This is a genomic window from Neptunomonas antarctica, from assembly GCF_001305295.1.
GTDB classification, from domain to species: Bacteria; Pseudomonadota; Gammaproteobacteria; order Pseudomonadales; family Balneatricaceae; genus Neptunomonas; species Neptunomonas antarctica.
Window position 1 is genome coordinate 126,239 of sequence record NZ_LJSI01000050.1, and the last position, 22,926, is coordinate 149,164.

The 22,926-nt window shown below is 46.7% G+C and carries 15 protein-coding genes; 11 read left to right on the plus strand and 4 right to left on the minus strand.

Going from position 1 to position 22,926, the window contains the following annotated elements; all coding sequences use genetic code 11:
* Nucleotides 1–43: 43 nt before the first annotated feature.
* Nucleotides 44–3,751: a methionine synthase gene (gene metH / locus Nant_RS13360; RefSeq protein ID WP_054342160.1), complete on the minus strand. Its 3,708-nt coding sequence runs from the start codon at nt 3,749–3,751 to the stop codon at nt 44–46.
* 208 nt (nt 3,752–3,959) lie between these two features.
* Entirely contained in the window at nt 3,960–4,433 is a 474-nt protein-coding gene (locus Nant_RS13365; protein ID WP_054342161.1) for a YHS domain-containing (seleno)protein, read from the minus strand.
* Nucleotides 4,434–4,760: 327 nt separating this feature from the next.
* On the opposite strand from Nant_RS13365, the gene Nant_RS13370 reads away from it, so the two are divergent.
* From Nant_RS13370 to Nant_RS13400, 7 genes are all read left to right on the plus strand, one after another.
* Entirely contained in the window at nt 4,761–6,224 is a 1,464-nt protein-coding gene (locus tag Nant_RS13370) for a circularly permuted type 2 ATP-grasp protein (RefSeq protein ID WP_054342162.1), read from the plus strand.
* Complete coding sequence (locus Nant_RS13375) at nt 6,214–7,158, plus strand: alpha-E domain-containing protein (protein WP_054342163.1); 945 nt, start codon at nt 6,214–6,216, stop codon at nt 7,156–7,158. The genes Nant_RS13370 and Nant_RS13375 overlap by 11 nt, the downstream gene beginning before the upstream one ends.
* A complete protein-coding gene (locus Nant_RS13380; RefSeq protein WP_054342164.1) occupies nt 7,155–10,487 on the plus strand; it encodes a transglutaminase family protein in 3,333 nt (1,110 codons plus the stop codon). Before Nant_RS13375 ends, Nant_RS13380 begins: the two co-directional genes overlap by 4 nt.
* A 77-nt stretch (nt 10,488–10,564) precedes the next feature.
* Nucleotides 10,565–13,126, plus strand: coding sequence for a circularly permuted type 2 ATP-grasp protein (locus Nant_RS13385; protein ID WP_054342165.1), 2,562 nt, complete (start codon nt 10,565–10,567; stop codon nt 13,124–13,126).
* Nucleotides 13,123–14,061 (plus strand): transglutaminase family protein, encoded by a 939-nt coding sequence (locus Nant_RS13390; protein ID WP_054342166.1) that lies wholly within the window; start codon nt 13,123–13,125, stop codon nt 14,059–14,061. The genes Nant_RS13385 and Nant_RS13390 overlap by 4 nt, the downstream gene beginning before the upstream one ends.
* Nucleotides 14,062–14,173: 112 nt before the next feature.
* Nucleotides 14,174–14,884 carry a P-loop NTPase family protein gene (locus tag Nant_RS13395; protein ID WP_054342167.1) on the plus strand — a complete coding sequence of 237 codons (711 nt, stop codon included), beginning with the start codon at nt 14,174–14,176 and terminating at the stop codon, nt 14,882–14,884.
* Nucleotides 14,885–15,140: 256 nt separating this feature from the next.
* On the plus strand, nt 15,141–15,953 hold the full coding sequence (locus Nant_RS13400) for an SHOCT domain-containing protein (RefSeq protein WP_054342168.1): 813 nt from the start codon (nt 15,141–15,143) through the stop codon (nt 15,951–15,953).
* A gap of 135 nt (nt 15,954–16,088) precedes the next feature.
* Here the strand turns inward: Nant_RS13400 and Nant_RS13405 are convergent, their stop codons facing one another.
* Together Nant_RS13405 and Nant_RS13410 are read right to left on the minus strand one after the other, a co-directional pair.
* Nucleotides 16,089–17,453, minus strand: coding sequence for a sensor histidine kinase (locus Nant_RS13405; RefSeq protein ID WP_054342169.1), 1,365 nt, complete (start codon nt 17,451–17,453; stop codon nt 16,089–16,091).
* Complete coding sequence (locus Nant_RS13410; protein WP_054342170.1) at nt 17,450–18,109, minus strand: response regulator; 660 nt, start codon at nt 18,107–18,109, stop codon at nt 17,450–17,452. The genes Nant_RS13405 and Nant_RS13410 overlap by 4 nt, the downstream gene beginning before the upstream one ends.
* Nucleotides 18,110–18,332: 223 nt before the next feature.
* Here Nant_RS13410 and Nant_RS13415 point away from each other — a divergent pair, with 223 nt between their 5' ends.
* The 4 genes from Nant_RS13415 to Nant_RS13430 all read left to right on the plus strand — a co-directional run bounded on the left by Nant_RS13415 (nt 18,333) and on the right by Nant_RS13430 (nt 22,912).
* Nucleotides 18,333–19,667 (plus strand): ferredoxin reductase family protein, encoded by a 1,335-nt coding sequence (locus tag Nant_RS13415; protein ID WP_054342171.1) that lies wholly within the window; start codon nt 18,333–18,335, stop codon nt 19,665–19,667.
* 78 nt (nt 19,668–19,745) lie between these two features.
* Nucleotides 19,746–20,138: a PepSY domain-containing protein gene (locus tag Nant_RS13420; RefSeq protein WP_076496086.1), complete on the plus strand. Its 393-nt coding sequence runs from the start codon at nt 19,746–19,748 to the stop codon at nt 20,136–20,138.
* Nucleotides 20,139–20,180: 42 nt separating this feature from the next.
* Nucleotides 20,181–20,654, plus strand: coding sequence for a DUF2271 domain-containing protein (locus Nant_RS13425; RefSeq protein ID WP_238377144.1), 474 nt, complete (start codon nt 20,181–20,183; stop codon nt 20,652–20,654).
* A 23-nt stretch (nt 20,655–20,677) separates the two neighbouring features.
* Nucleotides 20,678–22,912, plus strand: coding sequence for a PepSY domain-containing protein (locus Nant_RS13430; RefSeq protein WP_054342172.1), 2,235 nt, complete (start codon nt 20,678–20,680; stop codon nt 22,910–22,912).
* The last annotated feature ends 14 nt before the right edge of the window (nt 22,913–22,926 follow it).

Below are 22,926 nucleotides of genomic sequence, written 5' to 3' on the forward strand. Positions count from 1 at the left end.
GGATTAATGATCGCTAACTGAACAAAAGCTAACGTAATAAAATCTAGTTTTCCTCTGGTTCATATCCCAAATTTGGCGATAACCAACGTTCTGCTACACGCATCTCCATGCCGGTACGTTTCGCATAGTTGTTAACCTGATCTTCGCCAATTTTAGCTACACCAAAATAGGTAGCTTCAGGATGGCTGAAATACCAGCCGCTCACCGCTGCTGTTGGCAGCATTGCGTAGGATTCGGTGATGGTGATTCCTACACGGGCTTCAACATCTAATAGCTCCCACAGCAAACCTTTTTCAGTATGATCGGGGCAGGCCGGATAGCCAGGAGCAGGTCGGATACCCTGATATTTCTCTTTGATTAACTCCGCATTATTCAGATTTTCATCAGCGCCATAGCCCCAGCTCTCTTTACGCACCATTGCGTGCAGATATTCGGCAAAGGCTTCTGCCAAACGGTCAGCCAGTGCTTTCACCATAATGCTGTGATAGTCATCATGGTCGGCTTCATAGATGGCCGCCAGTTCGTCAACACCAAAGCCCGTGGTTACCGCAAAGGCGCCGTAATAGTCGGCTTTGCCACTATCTTTAGGCGCAATAAAGTCGGTCAGACACATATGCTTTTTGCCGGCAATCTTTTCTGTTTGCTGGCGCAGATGATGCAACGTCATTAAGACTTCTGAGCGCGTGTCATCGGTATACAGCTCAATATCATCATCATTAATACTGTTGGCCGGAAACAGCCCATAAACGGCACGTGCAGTCAGCTTCTGGTTATTGATCAAATCATCAAGTACCCGCTGAGCATCAGCAAACAGTTTGGTGGCTTCTTCGCCGACCACTTCATCCGTGAGGATGCGTGGATAACGTCCGGCCAGTTCCCATGACTGGAAAAAAGGGGTCCAGTCGATGTAGTCCCGCAGAAGATTCAGATCCAGTCCATCAATTACCTGAATACCTAACTGTTTAGGTACCGGTGGGGTGTAGCTGTCCCAGTCTATAGCGAATTTATTAGCACGCGCGGTGTTAATAGGCACCCGACGTTTTTCAGTTTGGCGAGCCGCATGACGGTCACGTGCTGCTTGATAATCCTCTTGTATCTCTTTGATATATCGTGCTTTTCTGTCTTTAGATAATAGCGAAGAGGCAACGCCGACAGCACGAGATGCATTGGTTACATGTACCACCTGATCACGTTTAAAAGCAGGTTCAATTTTAACGGCAGTATGTGCTTTTGAGGTGGTCGCGCCGCCAATCATTAAGGGGATGCTAAAGCCCTGACGTTCCATTTCTCTGGCAACATGTACCATCTCATCCAGTGACGGCGTAATCAGGCCGGAAAGGCCGATCAGATCTGCATTGGCTTCTCTTGCTGTAGTCAGAATTTTCTCTGCTGACACCATCACGCCGAGATCGATAATCTCAAAATTATTACATTGCAGTACCACGCCAACGATATTTTTACCGATATCGTGTACATCACCTTTGACGGTCGCCATTACGACTTTACCCGCCGATGTTGATTCATTGTCGGCTTTACTGGCTTCGATAAATGGCATCAGATAAGCCACGGCTTTTTTCATGACGCGAGCCGATTTTACAACCTGAGGCAGAAACATCTTGCCGGACCCAAACAGGTCGCCAACAATACTCATGCCGTCCATTAACGGGCCTTCTATTACCTGAATAGGGCGCTCGTAGTTTTGGCGGCACTCTTCTACATCGGCATCAATGAAGTCTGTAATCCCTTTAACCAGAGAATGGGATAACCGCTGGTTTACATCCCATGAACGCCATTCCTGCGTTTCGGGTGCTTTTTCTGCTGATCCATCATCACGATAATTATCCGCAACGGCCAGCAGGCGTTCGGTGGAGTCTGGGCGACGGTTCTGGATAACATCCTCCACCAGCTCTTTCAACTCAGCGGGCAGGTCATCATAAATTGCCAGTTGTCCGGCGTTGACGATCCCCATGTCCATGCCTTGTTGAATGGCATGATAAAGAAAGACGCAGTGAATCGCTTCGCGTATCGGATTATTACCCCGGAACGAAAATGAAACGTTAGACACGCCCCCTGAAATCTTAGCGTAAGGCAGGTTCTTTTTGATCCATCCCGTTGCTTCAATGAAGTCAACGGCATAGTTATTGTGCTCATCAATGCCGGTGGCAATAGCAAAGATGTTGGGGTCAAAAATAATGTCTTCAGGTGGAAAACCAATTTCATCAACCAAAATACGATAGGATTCAGCACAGATTTCAATTTTACGTGCGCGGGTATCGGCCTGGCCCACTTCGTCAAAGGCCATCACAATAACGGCTGCACCGTAACGACGTACTAACTTAGCCTGTGCTTTAAACTTTTCAACGCCTTCTTTCATTGATATAGAGTTAACGATCCCTTTGCCCTGAATACACTTGAGGCCAGCTTCTATCACTTCCCATTTTGAAGAATCAATCATGATAGGCACGCGAGAGATATCAGGTTCGCAGGCAATCAGTTTCAAAAAGCGCTCCATCGCCGCTTCTGAATCCAACATGCCTTCATCCATGTTGATATCAATAATCTGCGCACCGTTTTCAACCTGTTGGCGGGCTACAGACAGTGCTGTTTCATAATCGCCTTCTTTAATCAGGCGTTTAAAGGCTGCTGATCCGGTAACGTTGGTGCGCTCCCCGACGTTTACAAATAACGTGTCGGCTCCCACCTGCATGGGTTCTAAACCCGCTAAGCGCATTTCGACAGGTAAATCGGGGATTAGGCGGGGAGGGTGCTTCTCCACAGCTTCGCGAATCACACGGATATGTTCTGGTGTTGTACCGCAGCAACCACCAACAATGTTCAAAAAGCCAGAAGCGGCCCACTCGCCAATCTCATCGGCCATCTCTTCCGGGGATTCGTCATATTCGCCAAAGGCATTTGGTAAACCGGCGTTGGGATGAGCAGATACATGGCATTGTGCAATACGCGAAAGCTCTCCAATATACTGGCGAAGTTCTTTTGGGCCGAGTGCGCAGTTTAGCCCGATAGAAATAGGGTTGGCATGGCGCACTGAGTTCCAGAAGGCCTCTGTTGTCTGGCCAGAAAGAGTACGGCCCGACGCATCGGTAATCGTGCCAGAGATCATCACCGGTACACGTAAGTTATGATCATCAAAATATTGTTCAACCGCATAGATGGCGGCTTTAGCGTTGAGTGTATCAAACACCGTCTCAATCAGAATAATATCCGATCCGCCTTCCAGTAAACCGTCAATCGACTCTGTGTAAGCTTCAACCAATTCATCAAAGCTGACATTGCGATAGCCAGGATCATTAACATCCGGCGAGATAGAGCAGGTGCGGTTAGTAGGGCCAAGCACGCCGGCCACATAACGTGGACGATCCGGCGTTTCAGCGGTGGCTTCATCACAGGCGGCGCGTGCGAGTCGGGCTGCTTGCAGATTTATCTCACGGCTGAGTGATTCCATGTTGTAATCAGCCATGGCTATCGGCGTAGCGTTAAACGTATTGGTTTCGATGATATCGGCACCGGCATCTAAATAGTCGCGGTGAAGATCTTTGACGATCTTGGGCTGGGTCAGAACCAGCAGGTCGTTGTTACCTTTGACATCAGAAGCCCAATCGGCAAAACGCTCACCCCGATAGTCAGCTTCTTCCAGTTTGCATCCCTGGATCATCGTCCCCATGCCCCCATCAAGAATCAGGATGCGTTGCTGGAGTGCTGCCTCGAGTTGTTGTGCAATCGTTTGTGCCATCGAATACTACCCAATACCATTAAGAAAAGTTCACCATGATAAAGCAAAATACGATTGAATTTACTGAGATCATTTCAATTAAACGTGAATGGTGTTCATGCAAAAGCAAAATTTGGTTGTATTTGATTAATGAATGTTGAATCCCGGCACAAAAATCATTTTTTAGCCGTGCGGTATCTCAGATAAAGCGCGTCTAACGAATTGCCTATTAATATTCTTCATTATTATTAATCTTTGCGTTCCATGCTGTATTCGCTTGCTGTTGGTAGGACTTCCAATCTCCGTTTAACCAGCGCTGACGGCCTTGTTCTGCATAGAAAAAGTGCAGCTTATCACCAAAAAATTCCCATACCGTACCGTCTGTATTGATCAGCCCCTCGCCAAGACTAAGTGCGTTTGAGCAAAAACCATTGTATTGAGGGCGATAGCGTTCGGGTTCCGCTGCAAATTTATCGGCAGATGCTTGCGATGCGAATAGCCATGTCGCATTTTTCCAATCAACCGCAAAGCGTTTATCGCCTGCGACTTCTTTATGCTGAGTACGGGCTTCGGGTGAGTAGTACTCAACGCTGTCGTGTCCACCAATGGCTGTAGATCCCCAATAGCTTTTGCTAACGGGTTCGCCTGCAAAGCTTATGCTGTTAGCGAGTATAAGAATGAGTGCTGTTAGAAATTTAATCATGAGATTTTCCTTGATATGAGTGCATCTCAAGCACTAGATTCTAAATCTATCTAGTCTGCATACGCTTTAAAACAGACAAGCAACCCCTGTGATAGTTCAGCTCAATAGTTTAGCTAAATAGTCGTTACTGGTGAGTGAATGCCAGTATTAACCAATAAGAATATATAAGTTGTTTTGCTGGTCTGTTTATTGCTAGATTATAGCAAGAGGGTGATGTTTGTTGGTTTAGAGCCCTTTTTTGGTGATCAATAGTTTTCCGGTGCGCCAATTTAGTGCGTGCTGAGAGAAGTTGATTGGTACAGGTATAATAAATAGGCCGTATCTATTATGAGTATCGATTGGAAACAGTATGATTCTAATAACTTTTTTGATGAGTTGATTGGAGATAATGGCATTCCCAGAGCATCAGCCGAACGGCTGGTAGAGCACCTTGAATCCTTGGAAGAGGGTGAGCTTGAGTCGCGTAAGCAAATGGCTGAAGCTACAATTCAGGAAATGGGTGTCAGTTTTACCGTTTATACAGAAGAGGGGAATATTGACCGCGCATGGCCGTTTGATATCATCCCACGCACTATCTCGGCTCAGCAGTGGGAGCGTACCGCTGCCGGACTTAAACAGCGGCTAAAAGCACTGAATATGTTTATCGGTGACCTTTATGATAAGCAACAGATCATTAAGGACGGCGTAATCCCAGCGCACATCGTTCTTGAATCTAAAAACTTTCGTCCAGAGTGTATCGGTATTAAGCCAGCTCATGGAGTCTGGGCGCACATCTGCGGAACTGATTTGGTGCGTGATTCAGATGGTGAGTTTTATGTGCTGGAAGATAATCTTCGGGTACCATCGGGTGTTGCTTATATGCTCGAAAACCGAGCGATTACTAAGCGAGTTCTGCCTGAACTATTTCAGAAAGAGGCTATCCAGTCTATAACTGATTACCCAGCCAGATTGTTTGATACGCTTGTGTCGATCTCTCCACGTAAAATCAAACGTCCGGAGATTGTTGTTCTGACGCCAGGTATATTTAACTCCGCTTATTTTGAGCATGCTTATCTGGCTCAACAGATGGGAACAGAGTTAGTCGAGGGCAGTGATCTGGTCGTGGGTAAAGATGATTGTGTCTATATGCGCACAATCGCCGGGCTTGAGCGAGTTGATGTTATCTATCGTCGTATAGATGATCTGTTCCTTGACCCGGAAATGTTCCAGAAAGATTCTGTGTTAGGAGTGCCGGGGCTAATGCGTGCCTGGCAGGCTGGTAATGTCGCATTGGCCAATGCTCCCGGTGCCGGTGTCGCAGACGATAAAGTGGTTTATGCCTATGTGCCCGATATTATCCGTTACTATCTGAAAGAAGAGCCGTTAATTAAAAATGTTAAAACCTACCTGTGTGATGACCCTGAGCAGCGTCAATATGTGATTGAACATATTAGCGAGCTTGTTATTAAACCCGCTAACGAATCGGGTGGTTATGGCATGCTGATTGGGCCTCATTCGACGAAGAAAGAGCAAGCCCAGTTTATTAAGTTGATCAACGCTGATCCTCGCAACTATGTTGCTCAGCCGACACTGGCTTTATCGACTGCACCCACATTAGTGGGTAAAGATCTCGCTGAACCGCGCCATCTGGATCTTCGTCCATTTGTTCTACAGGGAAAAAATAGCTATGTGACCACCGGTGGTTTAACGCGTGTAGCGATGAAGAAGGGGTCTTTAGTGGTCAATTCTTCCCAAGGTGGTGGTAGTAAAGATACCTGGATCGTTAATGGAGGTGATGCCGATGCTATCTAAAGTAGCTGAGAGACTATACTGGACTGCTCGTCATCTTGAGCGTGTTGAAAGCACCGCACGGCTAGTCTCCGTGTATGATAGCTTGCTGTTTGATCTGCCCAATGATTTAGATATCAGTTGGTATAACCTGGTGACTCTTAACAGCGCAGACGACTTATTTGCAGAGCGCTATAAAAACCGCGATGAGCGTAATGTCGTTAAATTTTTACTCGCTGATGATACTAATCCTTCATCGATGCTATCAGCATTAAAAATGGTACGTGAAAACGTGCGGACTACACGCGATGTATTGCCGCAGGAAAGCTGGGAAATGGTCAACGAGTTGTATATTTTTGCTAATGAGAATATACAGCAGGGCATTAATCGTAGTGCGCGCCATGAGTTTCTCAATAAGATGGTCAAAGGCTGTCAGCAGATTAATGGATTGCTGATGGGCACTATGTGCCGTGATGCTTCCTGGCAGTTTCTGCGCTTAGGTCGCAACTTAGAGCGGGCCGATATGATGACACGGCTATTGGATGCGGGTGCTGCAGCACAGATACAGGGTGAAGCTGAAACGCATGTGCTTATCAGCCAGATTGTCTGGGGTAATGTGCTACGTTCCAGCTCTGCAGAACTTAGTTATCGTCGTACTATGAGAAGCGCCGTTCACGAAAGTGATGTGGCAGAGTTCTTATTGGAAGATCCATATTTTCCGCGTAGTTTACACTTCTGCCTTAGCAGTATGCTAAGTGCCATTAAAGATTTACCGAATAATGCCAAGGCCAAAACTGCATTGCAAAAAGCCTCCAAGGTTCACTTTGAATTGGATGAAAGCAAAAGACTTGGTGTTGAGTTTCGTGAATACCTCAATCAGCAGCAACTTAATCTTAACGATATGCACCAGATGTTTAATGAAACCTGGTTTGCGATAATTCAGAGAGGTTCAGAATGACCATCCGTACCGCTATACACCATGTGACCGAATATAAATTCGATCGTTTGGTTTCATTGTCTCCTCATGTGCTTCGATTGCGTCCAGCGGCGCATTGCAGAACACCGATTCAAGGCTACTCACTCAATATCAGCCCTAAAGATCACTTTATCAATTGGCAACAAGATCCTTTTGGTAATTTTTTAGCACGTATAGTTTTCCCTGAAAAGACCAGGCACTTGCGTATTGAAGTGGAAGTTATTGCTGATTTGACGGTCATAAATCCGTTTGATTTCTTTGTAGAAGAATCGGCAGAAAATTTCCCGTTTAAATATGATAAGACCTTAAAAGAAGAACTACATCCTTATCTTGAAATTACTGATGATGGCCCTTTAATCCATGAATGGCTGAAGGGAGTATCGCGTGAGCCGATGCCGATCAATGATTTCCTGGTCGCCATAAACCAACGGCTTCAAGGTGATATTGGTTATAATATTCGTATGGAGCCTGGTGTTCAGGCGTGTGACGAAACACTCAAGATAAAGAAAGGTTCGTGTCGCGATACGGGCTGGCTATTGGTACAGATTTTCCGTCATTTAGGTTTAGCGGCCCGCTTTACCTCCGGTTATCTGGTGCAGTTGACGTCAGATATTAAGTCTCTTGATGGTCCCTCAGGTCCTGAAAAAGATTTTACCGATCTGCATGCATGGTGTGAGGTTTATATTCCTGGCGCAGGCTGGGTGGGTATGGATCCAACCTCAGGTTTATTTGCCAGTGAAGGACATATTCCGCTAGCGTGTACGCCGTCACCCGGTTCTGCTGCACCTATTAGCGGTGGTATGGATAAATGCGAAGTCGCCTTTGACTACAGTAATGAAGTGGTTCGAATTCACGAAGACCCACGGGTTACTAAGCCGTACACTGAATCACAATGGAAGTGCATTGATGCGGTGGGTAAGGCCGTTGATAAACAACTGGATGATTTAGATGTACGTCTGACACAAGGTGGAGAGCCTACCTTTGTCTCAATCGATGATATGGATTCCGATCAGTGGAATACCGGCGCTTTGGGTGAAGACAAACTGAGTCTATCCAATGACCTGCTGCTGCGGATGCGAGATAAGTTTGCTCCGGAAGGCTTTCTCCATTATGGACAGGGTAAATGGTATCCGGGCGAAGAATTACCGCGCTGGGCACTGGGGTGTTACTGGCGTACGGATGGTCAGCCTATATGGCGCAACAATGACCTGTTAGCACGCATCGATAAAGATTATGGCGTTACGGTTAAAGAAGCAGAGAAATTTGCCCGCTCATTAACAAAACGTGCCGGGCTGCGCGCTAAATATCTGGTGCCGGCTTATGAAGATACGCTTTACTATTTGTGGAGAGAGCAGTCGTTACCCGCGAATGTTGATCCGCGTAAATTGGATCTGAATGATGATCTTGAGCGTCAGAAATTAGCAAAAGTGTTAGAACAGGGCTTAGGCGATCCAATCGGTTACTGTCTGCCAATTGGATGGAACTACGCCACTGATCAATGGCGCTCTAGTCCATGGCCATTACGTCGCGATACGTTGGAGCTGATTCCCGGTGATTCACCTATGGGATTCCGCTTGCCGTTGGACTCCTTGCCTAAAGTTGCAGAGGATGAGCGCGATGATCCACAACCACGCGATCCTTTTGAACCAGTAGAAGCATTAGCAGATTCAGGTGAAAGTCTTAATCAGGCGCGTTGCGATAAAAAAGACTCGAAGTCTTCGGTTGATGTTGAAGTTGTTCGTACCACGCTATGTATCGAACCACGTGACGGTCGACTTTACTTATTCATGCCGCCAACGGAATACCTGGAACACTACGTAGCACTGATTGAGTTGATTGAAGAAACGGCGTTAGAGATGAATCTGCCGGTGGTCATAGAAGGATATGAGCCACCTAAAGACAGCCGTGTCAACTGCTTTAAAGTTACGCCTGATCCCGGTGTTATTGAAGTCAACATCCACCCGGCAGCGACCTGGAAGGATTTGGTCAATAATACTGAAGTCATTTATGAAGAAGCACGCCAGGCGCGTTTGTGTGCTGAAAAATTCATGATTGATGGTCGTCATACCGGTACCGGTGGTGGTAACCACATTACGCTGGGTGCCGCGAGTCCTACCGATAGTCCATTCCTGCGTCGTCCTGATTTGCTGCAAAGTTTTGTGACCTATTGGCAGCATCATCCGGGCCTTTCTTATCTATTCTCTGGCATGTTTATTGGTCCTACGAGCCAATCGCCACGAGTAGATGAAGGCCGTGATGAAATGTTGTACGAGCTTGAGGTAGCCTTCTCCCAGATGCCGGAAGGCGAAGTATGCGAGCCGTGGCTGGTTGATCGATTGATGCGCAACTTGTTGGTCGATATCACCGGTAATACGCATCGTTCAGAATTCTGTATCGATAAACTCTTTGCACCCGGATCAGCATCAGGTCGTCAGGGGCTATTAGAATTCCGTGGTTTTGAAATGCCACCGCATGCACGTATGTCATTGGTTCAGGCGCTATTGATACGCTGCTTAATGGTACGTTTCTGGAAAGAGCCGTATAAGAAACCGCTGGTTCGCTGGGGTACAGAGCTGCACGACCGCTTCATGCTTCCACATTATGTATGGGAAGATTTGCGTGAAGTTGTTAATGACTTACAACAGCATGGTTTTCCATTCCAGTTAGATTGGCTGGCACCTTTCGAAGAGTTCCGCTTCCCTCATTATGGACGGGCGCAGATAGGTGATACCCGCATCGAACTACGTTGGGCAATTGAGCCATGGCATGTTCTTGGCGAAGAGGTGAGTAGCTTCGGTACATCACGCTATGTTGATTCTTCAATGGAAAGACTGCAGGTCAAAGTAGATGGCATAACACCAGGCCGTTATGTGCTGGCATGTAATGGTCGTCGTATACCGCTTCGATCTACCGGCCAACATGGTGAGTATGTCGCAGGGGTTCGTTATCGAGCCTGGCATCCGCCAACGGCGTTACATCCGATGATTGGTGTACATTCACCGTTAGTGTTTGATCTGTTTGATACCTGGAACGGTAAGTCGGTGGGTGGTTGTACTTATCATGTGGTCCATCCGGGTGGTCGTAGTTATGAAACCTTGCCGGTCAATGCATTTGAGGCAGAATCTCGCCGCATTAATCGATTCTGGGATTTCGGTCACACGCCTACCAGCCATGAGCCACAGACTGAGTTTAGTGATATTTGGGAGTTCTTCGTTAATGAAGAGCCTCCACGTGCGATGGAGCCTCCATTGGAGATGCCATCAGACGAGTTCCCGCATACGCTGGATTTACGTCGTCACATTGAAAAATAATCGATTATTCTAGTCTATAGGTAGAAGAGCTCCGTGTATAATGCAGGTCTTAAAGTTAGCCGCGGAGCTCTTAGTTGATGGATAAACCATCTGTGAATACGCTGAATACATTTGATTATCCCAACTCAGGTGATGGATATGACGAGGTGTATGGTAATCAGCCGCTAATGAATGATCATTGGCAGCATATGCTTGAAGGCTTGAAGGTCCTGGGTAAACAAGGGATTCAAGAGCGCCACCTAAAAGCTGAACGTATCCTCAGAGATGATGGTGCAACCTACAATAGTGTCTCGGCCCCGTTATCTAAAACATGGCAATTAGATCCAGTTCCCGTTTTATTAGGGAGCGAAGAGTGGGGAGAGATAGAAGAAGGATTATTAGAACGTTCTGAATTATTTAATTTAGTACTGAAAGACCTTTACGGTAATCGCGATTTGATCCGTCATGGCATTATTCCGCCTGAGTTAATATACAGTCATCCTGGTTTTTTACGCGCTTGTCAGGGCATGAGCCTGCCGGGTGAGCATCAACTTATCATGCATGCAACTGATATGGTTCGTGGCACTGATGGGAAAATGCTGGTTATTGGTGATCGTACACAAGCACCGAGTGGTGCAGGTTACGCATTAGAAAACCGTACAGTCATGTCACGCGTTCTACCATCGTTGTTTCGTGACAATCATGTGCATCGGTTAACACAATTTTTTCAGACACTGCGATTAAAACTTAACAGCCTTGCGAGCCACCTGACAACAGATCAGCCTCGGGTCGTTATTTTAACGCCAGGGTCATACAGTGAAACCTACTTTGAGCATGCTTATCTTGCGAGTTATCTGGGATATCCATTAGTACAGGGTAGTGATCTTCGCGTCAGTAATGGCTACCTCTGGATGAAATCCTTGGGCGAACTGGAACGGGTTGATGTGGTATTACGTCGTATCGACGATCGTTTTGCAGATCCCGTTGAACTTAAAAGTGATTCTAATCTTGGTGTTCCGGGGTTATTGGAAGTTGTACGTTCAGGTAAGGTTATCATTGCTAATCCATTGGGTTCCGGGGTGCTTGAAAACCCGGCACTGTTGAGATACTTACCGCAAATCAGTGTGCATTTTCTAGGTCGTGAACCACGTTTAGCATCAGTAAAAACCTATTGGTGCGGAAATTCTCAGGATTTAGCTTACGTGCTGGATAATATTCAGCGCCTGGTCATTAAGCCTACTTTTCAAAAGCAAGGAACTGAAAGTGTATTTGGTTCGCAGTTGAGCGAAAAACAACGTGAATTACTTAAAACTCAATTAAAATCAACCCCCTTTAATTATGTAGCACAAGAGTATATTCGTCCTTCAACGACGCCTTCGTGGAGCGGTAATCAGTTAGTGCCCCGGCCCACTGTGCTACGTGGTTTTTCTGTGGCAGGTGAATCATCCTACAGAGTAATGCCGGGTGGGTTGACGAGAGCAGGCAATGCTTCCGGAAGTTTAAACCTTACTAATCAGCAAGGTGCGGTGAGTAAAGATACATGGATTATTGCATCTGAACCGGAAGTGCAGGAAATATCCCTTCGCGACGTTCCGGTGTGGTCTGCACCGATAACCAAACAACAGCCCCGTGCTACTTTCCCCTGCAGGGTAGTCGAGAACCTTTTCTGGATGGGCCGCTACGCAGAGAGAGCCGAATCGGCTTTACGACTGTTAAGGACTGTTTTTGTGCAGTTCAATAGCACTTATCACATGCCAGAACCAACCCGACAGTTGTTGTTGAGAACCGTGACGCAGGTAACAACGACCTATCCTGGTTTCACCGTCGAAGATCCTGAGCTATACGCTGAGCCAGAATCTGAATTACTGGCTGTAATTCTTGATGCGGAGCGTAATGGCAGTATCAGCAGTAACCTTAATGCATTAATTCACTGTGCGGATCAAGCCAGAGAGTTGCTTTCAGCGGATACGCAGCGTGTTATTAACGATCTTCGTGACGAGTTAGATGCCTTAACCGGTGAATTACAACACGGTCTGAATGCAGCGCCGGAAGAGGCGCTTGATCCGTTAGTTACCACGCTGTTAGCACTATCAGGACTGTGGCAGGAAAGCATGATTCGTGGTCTGGGTTGGCGTTTCATGGATATGGGACGTCGCGTTGAAAAAGCAGTACAGGCCGTACGTCTGCTGCGGGCAACATTAGTCCAAGTGTTGCCGGAAGATGAGCAGTTACGTGTACTTGAAGCTGTATTACTGAGTTCTGAAGCGTTGATTACTTTCCGTCGCCGCTACCATTACGATAGTGATATGGCCAGAGGTCTTGAATTGCTGATTCACGATAATAGCAACCCACGCTCAATATTCTACCAAATTGAATTGTTACGCCAGCACCTGTCAGAGTTGCCCTCTACTGCGCACGGAGTAGGACTAGAAAAAGAAGACCGTTATTTACTGGAAGCGTCTTCGGCTATCCAATTAAGTACGCTGGATGACTTAGTCGCTGAAGATGATATCAATGCTATCCGAGTCGGCCTTAATCGATTACTCACGAGACTTGAGCATCTGTTACAAGAAACGTCCACACAAATCAGTAACAAATACTTCGATCAAGTTAAGGTTCACCAGCAGCTTGTGCGAACCAATTGGGATGAGGAACTATGATTTATAGCATCCGTCATGTAACTCATTATGAATATCAAAAGCCTGTATCCCTGTGCTACAACCTTGCTTATTTGTTACCACGAGAAACAGATTACCAAACCTGCTTGACTAGCTCTATTCAGATTAATCCACTGCAAACCGTAGGCCGTCGACGTCTAGACTATTTTGGCAATCAGGCCTATCACTTTTCTCTTGAAAAACCTCATCGGGAACTCATTGTCGATGTTCAAAGCGAGATAAGGGTCCATGACGCTAAATATTCTCATGAACGGGATTTAGATCTCGATCTTGGTATGACATGTGGTAATGCGTTAATGCGGCTACAGCAAAGTCGGGATATGGCTGATTTGGAAGCGCGTGAATTTATTCTGGACTCGCCAATGATTCGAGCCTCTGCGCCATTGCGTGAGTATGCACGTACTTCCTTTAATCGAGACCGTCCACTGTTATCGGCTGTACGCGAATTGACACACCGGATCTACGAAGAGTTTACATATGATCCTTCCTCAACCAGTATCTCAACGCCCCTGGCAGAAGTGCTTCGTAGTAAAAGGGGTGTTTGCCAGGACTTTGCTCATTTTGCCGTCGGTTGTTTGCGCTCTATGGGTTTTCCAGCGCGCTATGTGAGTGGCTATTTAGAAACATTGCCGCCGCCAGGTAAAATTAAATTAGTGGGCAGTGATGCTTCGCATGCCTGGTTTGCTGTGTATTCGCCAGGGGAAGGGTGGTTTGAATTTGATCCTACCAACGATAATATGCCAGCAGAAAACCATATCACCACGGCCTGGGGACGAGACTTTGGCGACGTATCTCCTATTAAAGGGGTTTTCTTTGACGGCGGAAAAAGTCAAAAACTGACAGTATCTGTGGATGTTAATCGTATGGAAACCAGGCGCATAGAAACAGGTCAAACTCAGATTATACCAACAACTTGACGAGGGTAGAGTCACTAAGAAACGTCACTGTATTTTAGTCGTTTGCGATAAAGGTATAGAAATACCTATCCACATTAAAAATTTATTATCAGATTAGGTAAGGCATTTATTAATGAGTACTATCCATTTTGTTGGTGGCGAAAAAGGCGGTGTTGGAAAATCAGTTTTCTCCAGGCTTATGTCTCAATATTGCTTAGAGAATTCTCACCCATTTATAGGGTTTGACGCCGATCAATCACATGCAACATTAACGCGTTTTTATCCTGACTTTACTCGCCCACTCAATCTTGATTTCTTTGAAAGCACAGATGAAATAATGGAGAAGGCTCTAGAGGCTGAGCAGCATGTTATTGTTGATCTACCGGCTCAAAGCGAGCGCTTCCTTGATCGTTGGATTGAGGAGAACGGCGTTCTGGAAATGTGTGAGGAGATGAATATTTCCATCGTTTACTGGTATGTTGTGGATGATGGGTTAGATTCTGCTCATCTGATTGATAATTTCCTGAAAAAATATAACGATGTACTTGATTTTGTTGTAGTCAAAAACGAAGGGCGTGGTACTAATTTTTCTGCGATTGATGCATCGCTTACTAAGCATGTTGGAAGCGCAAGAAAAAGAAAACTGCAACAAGCCATGCTTCCGGGTTTGCATAAAGAAACTATGCGCAAAATTGATAAATTGAGTTTTAGTTTCTGGGGAGCCGGTAATATCAAAGGAAACGGTTTTGCGCATCTAAGTTTGATGGAAAGACAGCGAACAAAAGTTTGGTTGAAAAAGTCTTATCACATGATGGATTATCTCTTTGATAATCTTAAAAAATAAAATATTTAAGACATTTATTTAAGGTCTTAATCTGTTTTTTAATAAGGCTGTTACAATTTTTAGGATAATATGTATCAGCTTTATTATTAGTTAGCATGCTATAATAAAGTATCATTGGACATTGTAGATATATAGTCAAAATATCGCGTTTTACGCCATTAGTATAGACTCTTGGCGTATCTCATCTGCCCCGATAAGGCCATGCGCCACCACTAAACCGAATTTTAAAGAGCTTACAAAGCTTAGAGAGAGCACCATGCAAAAACTTACCCAAGCGGGCCAAAATTTGGTCAATGATGTTGCGTCCCGATATAACCTGAGTACTGATTCTGTCATCAATATGCTAATTGCAGTTAATAATGGTGGTGGCTCTATGGCGCAGTTTAATTGCCCCGAACTCGGTGGTTCAGGCCAGTGGATGAGAGGCGGCATGACCATGGTAGGCGATATGTTTAACAATGGTTTAAAAAACACTGTTGATAACCTATGTAATGAACTAGCTAACGCTTTGGCTAATATGGAAGTCTTTCCTAAGGCACCTGCCGGCACGAGAGGTAGTAATCAATGGTGGCCTTCTGATCTGGGCGTGCCTTTTAGTAGCGGCGCTCAGAACAATACCCGCTATGCTATTTTTCCAAACCGACTCGCCGTTGATATGGGTGGACAAGTGACTGTCTACAACACATTGGATAACAATATTGGTGGTGTAAGTCAGCAGCAGGGTGGTAACAACTCACTGACCTTTAGTAGCCAGTACGGGACTATTGCGGTATCGACTCTACCTATTGTTTCTGGCCCGGGCATGCCGTCTGCACCGCAGACAAACTTTGTTGAGCCGGCCCCTCAGCCATTTAATACTTTTGAGCCAGCCAAGCAAAACGCTAATTCAAATTCTAATACAAACTCTAATACAGCGCCGTTAGCTGTATCAGCTAGTACTAATATGAATGCGTCATCGAGTAATGACATCATACAACTAATCGAAAAACTCTCTCAGTTACGTGATGCAGGGGCTTTAACCGATGTTGAATTTAATACCAAAAAATCTGAATTATTAAGCAGGCTTTAATAATAGCAATAGTTCGCTCCTCGTATTTAAATGCCGCTAAATAAGCCGATTTTAAATATGAGGGGTATCTTGCACTATTAAAGAGCGAGCATGGCCTGGGCTAAATAACATCAACCGTTGGTTCTGCGCCCACCTTTACTTTTTTGATATTTTAAAAAAGTCTACGCTCACTTCAAATCCATCTGCCCGCCCGGTCGCCGGGGAGTTAAACGTCATCGCTGCACCTGCGCCTGTGACTATTGCATCGGCAATTGCCAACCCAAGCCCCAAGCCTTGAACAGAGATATTTGATCTCACAAAGCGTCGCCGCAGCTGCACGAGTGTCTCGGCAGGTATAACAGGTGCGGCATTGACGATGCTTAATACGCCTTTGGAAGAAAAGCTTATCTCTATAGGTTGGTTGCTGGCACCGTGTTTGATGGCATTATCCAGTAAATTCCGAACCAAAATAGCAAAAGCATCCGGATCTATAACGGACATAAATGCTCCGTCCTGCGGCAGTATAAGCTTAATCATGCTTGCGGGGAATGATCGTTGCATGTCGTCAACGACCAGCCTTAACAAGCTAGCCAGATCATGTCGTTCGGTGGATAAAAGCCCTCCTCCTTCAGCCTTGGCCAGTTGCATCAGCTTTTCTGATAAACCTGATAAGCCTCGCAACGTCGCTTCAATTTTCACCATCTTATCTTTAACGGTTCCCGCTGAAACCCCGTGCTGTAGCCGTTGAATTTGTGCCAATGCCGTAGCAATGGGTGTGCGTAATTCATGGGCACTGTTAGCCGTGAACGATCGTTCTGATTCTAGCGCCCGGCGCAGGCGATCCAATAAATCATTGACAGACTCGGCGATAGTGTTGATTTCAGCTGGCAAACCTTCCACTGTGACCGCTGAGAGATCGCCACTGCCGCGAGATTCAATTTGATCTCGATAGGTAAGAACATGGCGCAAACTGTAACGGACAAATGCCCAGCTACCCATAAAACAGAGGGGAATAAGCAATACTAATGGCCATAATAAAGTGGCTGCCATTTCAATGATGGCATCTCGCCTTTGAGTCAGCGGTTCGGCAACCTCTATGTGTAATGTATTTTGTACCGCCCAGGCGCCATAAAACCGATAAGTTACCGATGAGCTAAAGCCTTTGTGTAAGGTTTTATTAAACACCGTAGGATCAGCGTTATGTGATTGTAATAAAATCGTTCCGGACTCATCACGGACGATGTATACAAGCTGCTCATCATGGGCTTCAAATGACATGATTTGTTGTGATTGTCCTGGTATCTCTCTATTGGTTATTTCAACAACGGCGAGCGGCATGATACGTTGCGCCGTTTCTGCCAGTGCGCTATCGAAGAGTTCATTAAGTTTGTTGTGTGACACGTAGACGGTACTTAATAGCGCCAGCATCCAGAGTAAAGTCACTCCAAGAGTTAAACCAATTCCCAGGGTTTTCTGCAGACTTTGCGGCTTTTTTTGTAAAGAGTTTCGTAAAAATCTCATGAAAATTTCATCCGGTATCCCAAGCCGCGAACTGTTTCTAGCTGACCCCTATCCAATTTTTTACGAAGACGACTGATATAAACTTCAATGGTGTTACTTTCGATTTCTGATCCAAAAGCATAAAGATGGTCTTCTAGTTGTGATTTTGAGAGCACGGTGCCGGGTCTTTGAATAAAGGCTTCAAACAAGGCCCACTCCCGTGCCGTTAAATTAATCGAAACGCCATCACGAGAAATGAAATGCCTGGTCAGATCAACTTCCAAGGTTCCGATCTTAATTATGGGGTTGGGATTTCCCGCATAACGCCTGGCAACGGCTGCTATGCGAGCGGAAAGCTCTGATAGATCGAAGGGTTTTACCAGGTAATCATCCGCACCGGCATTCAAGCCTTTTATCCGATCAGAAATTTGATCTCTGGCGGTTAAAATAATCACTGGGGTTGTTTCGCCGGACTTACGTATCTTTTTCAATAAATCGATTCCATTGCCGTCTGGAAGCATCAGATCAAGAAGCATTAGATCATAGTGGGTTGTGTGAAGGCAGGCTTGGGCATGGGAAATACTTTGAACCCAGTCAATCGCATGACCTTCCTCTGTGATTTGCTCCTGTATTACTTCGCCTAACCCTTCAGCATCCTCTACCAATAATAATCGCATCTGTTTCCCCTGACAGCCTGTCGGAATTAGCGCTGATCATAACCCAGGTTCCTGACAATAAGCTGAAAAGAATAAGGTTAGATAATAGCAACATACGGATTAGTTTAGATTCTCATCTACGTTCAATCATCCTGCCCATGTATTACGTCTGAATTTGTATTTTCAGGTGGCTGTCAGGAAAGCCCGATAAAATGAGCATTCAATGCATCATCGGAGGGCTAAGATGAAACATCAAAAATTAAGTATCACGCTCGCGTCAATAACCATCGGCATCTTGATTGTCTGGGGCTGGAGCTACCAGATGACCGCCACGGCAACGGGTTCGCTGCCGTGGAAAATTTATGATAATAGCCTCTATGTTAGCGGATTGCTGTCCATAGCGTTAATGTCAGTGACTATGATGCTGGCTACTCGTCCGCGCTGGTTAGAAGCACCCTTCAATGGTCTTGATCAAATTTATCGTCTGCATAAGTGGACAGGTATTCTGGCGGTCGTTTTTGCCGTGTTTCATTGGCTGATTGAAATGGGCGATGACGTTGTTAAGTCACTGTTTGGACGAGCCGGTCGTTTAGCCGAACAGGATTTTTCAGGTTTTGTCGACATGATGAGAGACGCCGCAGAAGGGATTGGGGAATGGGGCGTCTATCTGGTTTTTGCCATGCTTATGCTGACCCTTTGGAAGCGTTTTCCCTATAACCTCTGGCGCTATGTGCACCGTGCCATGCCAGTACTTTATCTATCCTTAGTATTTCACGCTGTCTGGTTAGCGCCTATGGTGTGGTGGCAACAACCGGTAGGCTGGCTGATGGCAGCATTACTGGCAGGAGGAAGCATCGCCAGCATTCTGTCCCTCAGAAGACTGGTGGGACATTCACGGCAGGTTAAAGGCAGCATCGCTTCAATTTCAACCTCAGCAATGGATATCATCGAAGTTGAGTGTCAGCTTGAGACAAAATGGAAAGGCCATCGTGCAGGACAGTTTGCTTTTGTTACTTTCGATCGTAGCGAAGGGGCTCACCCGTTTACGATTGCCAGCTCGGATCAGGGTAACGGCCAGATCACTTTTCAGATTAAAGCGCTGGGCGACTATACGACGCGCTTAAATCACAGACTAAAAACGGGTCAAGCGGTTACTATTGAAGGCCCTTATGGGCAGTTTAACTTCAAGCAGCGCAAGCCTAATGCCGCGCAAATCTGGATCGCCGGAGGCATTGGCGTAACCCCTTTTTTAGCCTGGCTTGAAGCGCTGCAAAATCAGCCAGAGGATTCACTCGTGGCTGAGATGCATTATTGCACGCATGATAGCGCAACAGACCCCTTTATTAAGCGCTTAGAAGAGGCCTGTACCGGCTTAACCGGTATTCAACTGCAGATACATGACAGTAATCAAGGTAACAAACTCACGGCAGATCAGCTCCTGACTCAAGATTCAAAGAAAGGAGCGATGGAAGTGTGGTTTTGTGGTTCTTCAGCGTGGGCCAAAGTATTAGAAAAAGAATTACGCGAAAGCTTACAAGGATCATTACTTTTTCGTCAGGAAGCATTTGAGCTGCGCTAACACTAAAACGGCGCTGCTTTCAGCTGAATGTCAGGAAAGTCATTTACGATGAATAATAAGATAAAGAGGAGAGACATCATGAAAAATAAATTTATTAGCGTTTTTATCACTTCATTTTTAATGAGTGGCACTGCCCTGGCAAGCGATGACTGCACCGACCCGGTAGCAGACTGGCAACCCAAGGAACGCCTCCGTCAGATGATGATAGACAATGGCTGGGACGTAAAACGGATCAAAGTGGACGATGGCTGCTATGAGATCAAGGGACGGGATCGTAATGGTCATCGGGTCGAGGCTAAATTTTCACCCGCTACGCTGGAAATCAGAGACCTTGAAATTGAATTTGATGGTTCAGGAGATACCTCCGGCTATCTGGGTTTAGGTAATAAAAATAGCCTGGAAAAATCAGGTGATTATATGGATTCAGGAAGTAAGACATCAAAAAATAAACCTAAAGCCACTATCGAATAAGCATATCGAATAAGCATATCGAATAAGTATAAGGGAGATCAAATGATGAAAAATTTAGCAATGACACTGTGCCTGGTCAGCGCCGCTTTGCTGTGCACACAAGCCTCTGCACGCGAAATAGTCCTGACCACGGAAATGCAAAACTATGGCGGTGATGGCGCTTATCTGGCGATCTATTTAACCAATACAGAAGGTCAGTATCAGAATACTTTGTGGATTGCTGGTCAGAAGTCAAAATATTACAAACATTTGAGTGGCTGGGCACGTGGCAGTGGTCTGCGCAACAGTGAATATGATGGACTGTCCGGCGCCAGCGTTACCAGTGGTAAGACACTAACGGTAACCTTTGATCTGCCTGATACTTATATTGATTCAGGTTTTCAGATCAGAGTGGATTCAGCGGTCGAAGATATGCGAGACAGCCGCAACGATGTTGTTGTGCCATTAACCAGCGAAGGTGCCGGTAAACCTGTCACGGGTCGCAGCTACGTCAAAGCATTCACTTACTCATTTTAATCGGCTGATCGGGAGCCCCTGCAATGCTACGTAAATTTCACTCTTGGTCTGGTTTGATGGCAGCATTGCTGGTTGTGCTTCTCTCCATTACTGGCGCGGTTCTATCGGTCAATCCGTTTTTGGAGCGTACTCAGGCCAAGGTAGCGGGCACATCTTCTATCAGCGTTGCCGAGTTAACCGGCAAAATAGCGTCTCGCTATCCGGGGGCTGAGCAGATACAGCGAACCCCCTCTGGAAGCATTATCGTCTACTTTACCGCCGACGGTCAGACTGGGGCTGATCTGATCAATCCGATAACAGGTAAAACCATCGGGACGTATTCAACCTCACCTATAATGGTCTGGGTGAAAAACCTGCACCGCTCCTATCTGCTTGATACACCCGGCCGGGTTGGCGCAGGCATCGGTGCTTTTCTTATGCTGCTGTTAACCTTTTCAGGCGCATTCATGCTGGCAAATCGACTGGGCGGCTGGCGTCATATATTGCGGCCACTTCAAGGCTCTTTTAAACAGCGCCTACACTGTCAGGTGGGCCGGGTAGCCGTGCTTGGTCTGCTACTATCGGCCTCCACCGGTCTGTATATGTCAGCCGTAACCTTTGAATTGATACCCCCGCATCAATCCGCTGAGCCTGCTTTTCCGGAAAATGTAAAGGGGGGTGTGCCTGCATCCGTTGACACGCTTCCGGCATTAAAAGCTATCTCTGTGACCGAGATTAGAGAGCTGATTTATCCCTATCCGCAAGATCAAAGTGACGTTTATTCAATCACAACCGATCAGGGGCGCGGATTTATTGATCAGGCAACCGGTGAATTACTGTCCTACCAACCTTACGGCAGCAAACAAAACATCTATGAATTTATCTATAAGCTGCACACCGGCGAAGGGCTATGGTGGCTCGGGTTACTCGTAGGCCTGAGTGCACTCACTGTGCCGCTGATGACATGGACCGGCATCCAGGTTTGGTGGAGCCGTAAAAAGTCAGCCACGACTATCAAGAATAATACCGCCGCGCGTCTTGCAGATACCGTGATACTGGTTGGCAGCGAGAGCAACAGTACCTGGGGTTTTGCCAAAACGCTTCATGATGCACTTCACTTAGCGGGATATCTTGTCCACACAACCGCAATGAACAGCCTTGCGAGCAATTACCCGCATGCGAAACGACTGTTTATCCTGACCTCAACTTATGGCGATGGCGATGCGCCGGCCTCAGCTAGCCAATTCATGGCACGGCTTGAGAAAATCACCGACATGCGTCAATTCCCCGTTGCCGTGCTGGGCTTCGGCGATCGACAATTTCCTCAGTTCTGCCAGTTCGCGAAAGATGTCGAGGCTGCGCTAACCGCCAAGGGTTGGCCGCAGTTGCTGCCGCTCGATACCATCAACCGGCAGTCGCCGCAGGCTTACGCCCGCTGGGGCGAGGCGATAAGCAAGGTACTTGATAGCGAATTGACGCTGGTCCACACCCCGGTTCACCCGCGCAGCAGCACACTGGTGCTCGTCGAACGGGTCGATTACGGTATGGAAGTACAGGCCCCGACTTCCGTGCTGCGATTCAAAACACCCAAGGGATACGGCAAAGGTCTGCTGAGCCGTTTGCTGGGACATTTCCTGAGGCGCAGCGGCCTACCGCATTTTGAGGCCGGCGATCTGGTCGGCATTCTGGCACCGGGCACGAGTGTGCCGCGATTCTATTCCCTGGCATCCGCGTCGAAAGACGGCGTACTGGAAATCTGCGTGCGCCAGCATCCCGGCGGCCTGTGCTCGGGTTTCCTGCATGCGCTATCTCTGGGCGACATCATCGAGGCCTTTATCCAGCCCAATCCGAGCTTTCGTCCCGCCGCTGGCAAAGCGCCGATAGTGCTGATCGGCGCGGGCACTGGCATCGGACCACTGGTCGGTTTCATCCGCAACAATAAAGCACATCATCCGATTCACCTCTATTGGGGCGGCCGTTGCCCGGAGTCTGATTTTCTCTATGAAGCTGAACTGAACATCTATCTTAAGGATAAGCGGTTAACAGAACTGATCGCGGTCTTTTCACGCGTCAGCGAGCGCTCCTATGTGCAGGACAAGATCATTGTAGATGGGGCAGAACTACGCCGGTTGATCGAGAAGGACGCCCAGATTCTGGTGTGTGGTGGTCGCAACATGGCTGGCAGCGTTACCGCCGCGCTGAACGATATTATCGCTCCGCTGGGGATTGACGTGCTGACGCTCAAGGCTCAGGGGCGTTACCGTGAAGATGTTTATTAGTGCTCGTTGTTCTA

What these genes read in the sequence shown, in the direction of transcription:
- metH (WP_054342160.1), bottom strand. Translation starts at nt 3,751, where the DNA reads ATGGCACAAACGATTGCACAACAACTCGAGGCAGCACTCCAGCAACGC.
- Nant_RS13365 (WP_054342161.1), bottom strand. Translation starts at nt 4,433, where the DNA reads ATGATTAAATTTCTAACAGCACTCATTCTTATACTCGCTAACAGCATA.
- Nant_RS13370 (WP_054342162.1), top strand. Translation starts at nt 4,761, where the DNA reads ATGAGTATCGATTGGAAACAGTATGATTCTAATAACTTTTTTGATGAG.
- Nant_RS13375 (WP_054342163.1), top strand. Translation starts at nt 6,214, where the DNA reads ATGCTATCTAAAGTAGCTGAGAGACTATACTGGACTGCTCGTCATCTT.
- Nant_RS13380 (WP_054342164.1), top strand. Translation starts at nt 7,155, where the DNA reads ATGACCATCCGTACCGCTATACACCATGTGACCGAATATAAATTCGAT.
- Nant_RS13385 (WP_054342165.1), top strand. Translation starts at nt 10,565, where the DNA reads ATGGATAAACCATCTGTGAATACGCTGAATACATTTGATTATCCCAAC.
- Nant_RS13390 (WP_054342166.1), top strand. Translation starts at nt 13,123, where the DNA reads ATGATTTATAGCATCCGTCATGTAACTCATTATGAATATCAAAAGCCT.
- Nant_RS13395 (WP_054342167.1), top strand. Translation starts at nt 14,174, where the DNA reads ATGAGTACTATCCATTTTGTTGGTGGCGAAAAAGGCGGTGTTGGAAAA.
- Nant_RS13400 (WP_054342168.1), top strand. Translation starts at nt 15,141, where the DNA reads ATGCAAAAACTTACCCAAGCGGGCCAAAATTTGGTCAATGATGTTGCG.
- Nant_RS13405 (WP_054342169.1), bottom strand. Translation starts at nt 17,453, where the DNA reads ATGAGATTTTTACGAAACTCTTTACAAAAAAAGCCGCAAAGTCTGCAG.
- Nant_RS13410 (WP_054342170.1), bottom strand. Translation starts at nt 18,109, where the DNA reads ATGCGATTATTATTGGTAGAGGATGCTGAAGGGTTAGGCGAAGTAATA.
- Nant_RS13415 (WP_054342171.1), top strand. Translation starts at nt 18,333, where the DNA reads ATGAAACATCAAAAATTAAGTATCACGCTCGCGTCAATAACCATCGGC.
- Nant_RS13420 (WP_076496086.1), top strand. Translation starts at nt 19,746, where the DNA reads ATGAAAAATAAATTTATTAGCGTTTTTATCACTTCATTTTTAATGAGT.
- Nant_RS13425 (WP_238377144.1), top strand. Translation starts at nt 20,181, where the DNA reads ATGATGAAAAATTTAGCAATGACACTGTGCCTGGTCAGCGCCGCTTTG.
- Nant_RS13430 (WP_054342172.1), top strand. Translation starts at nt 20,678, where the DNA reads ATGCTACGTAAATTTCACTCTTGGTCTGGTTTGATGGCAGCATTGCTG.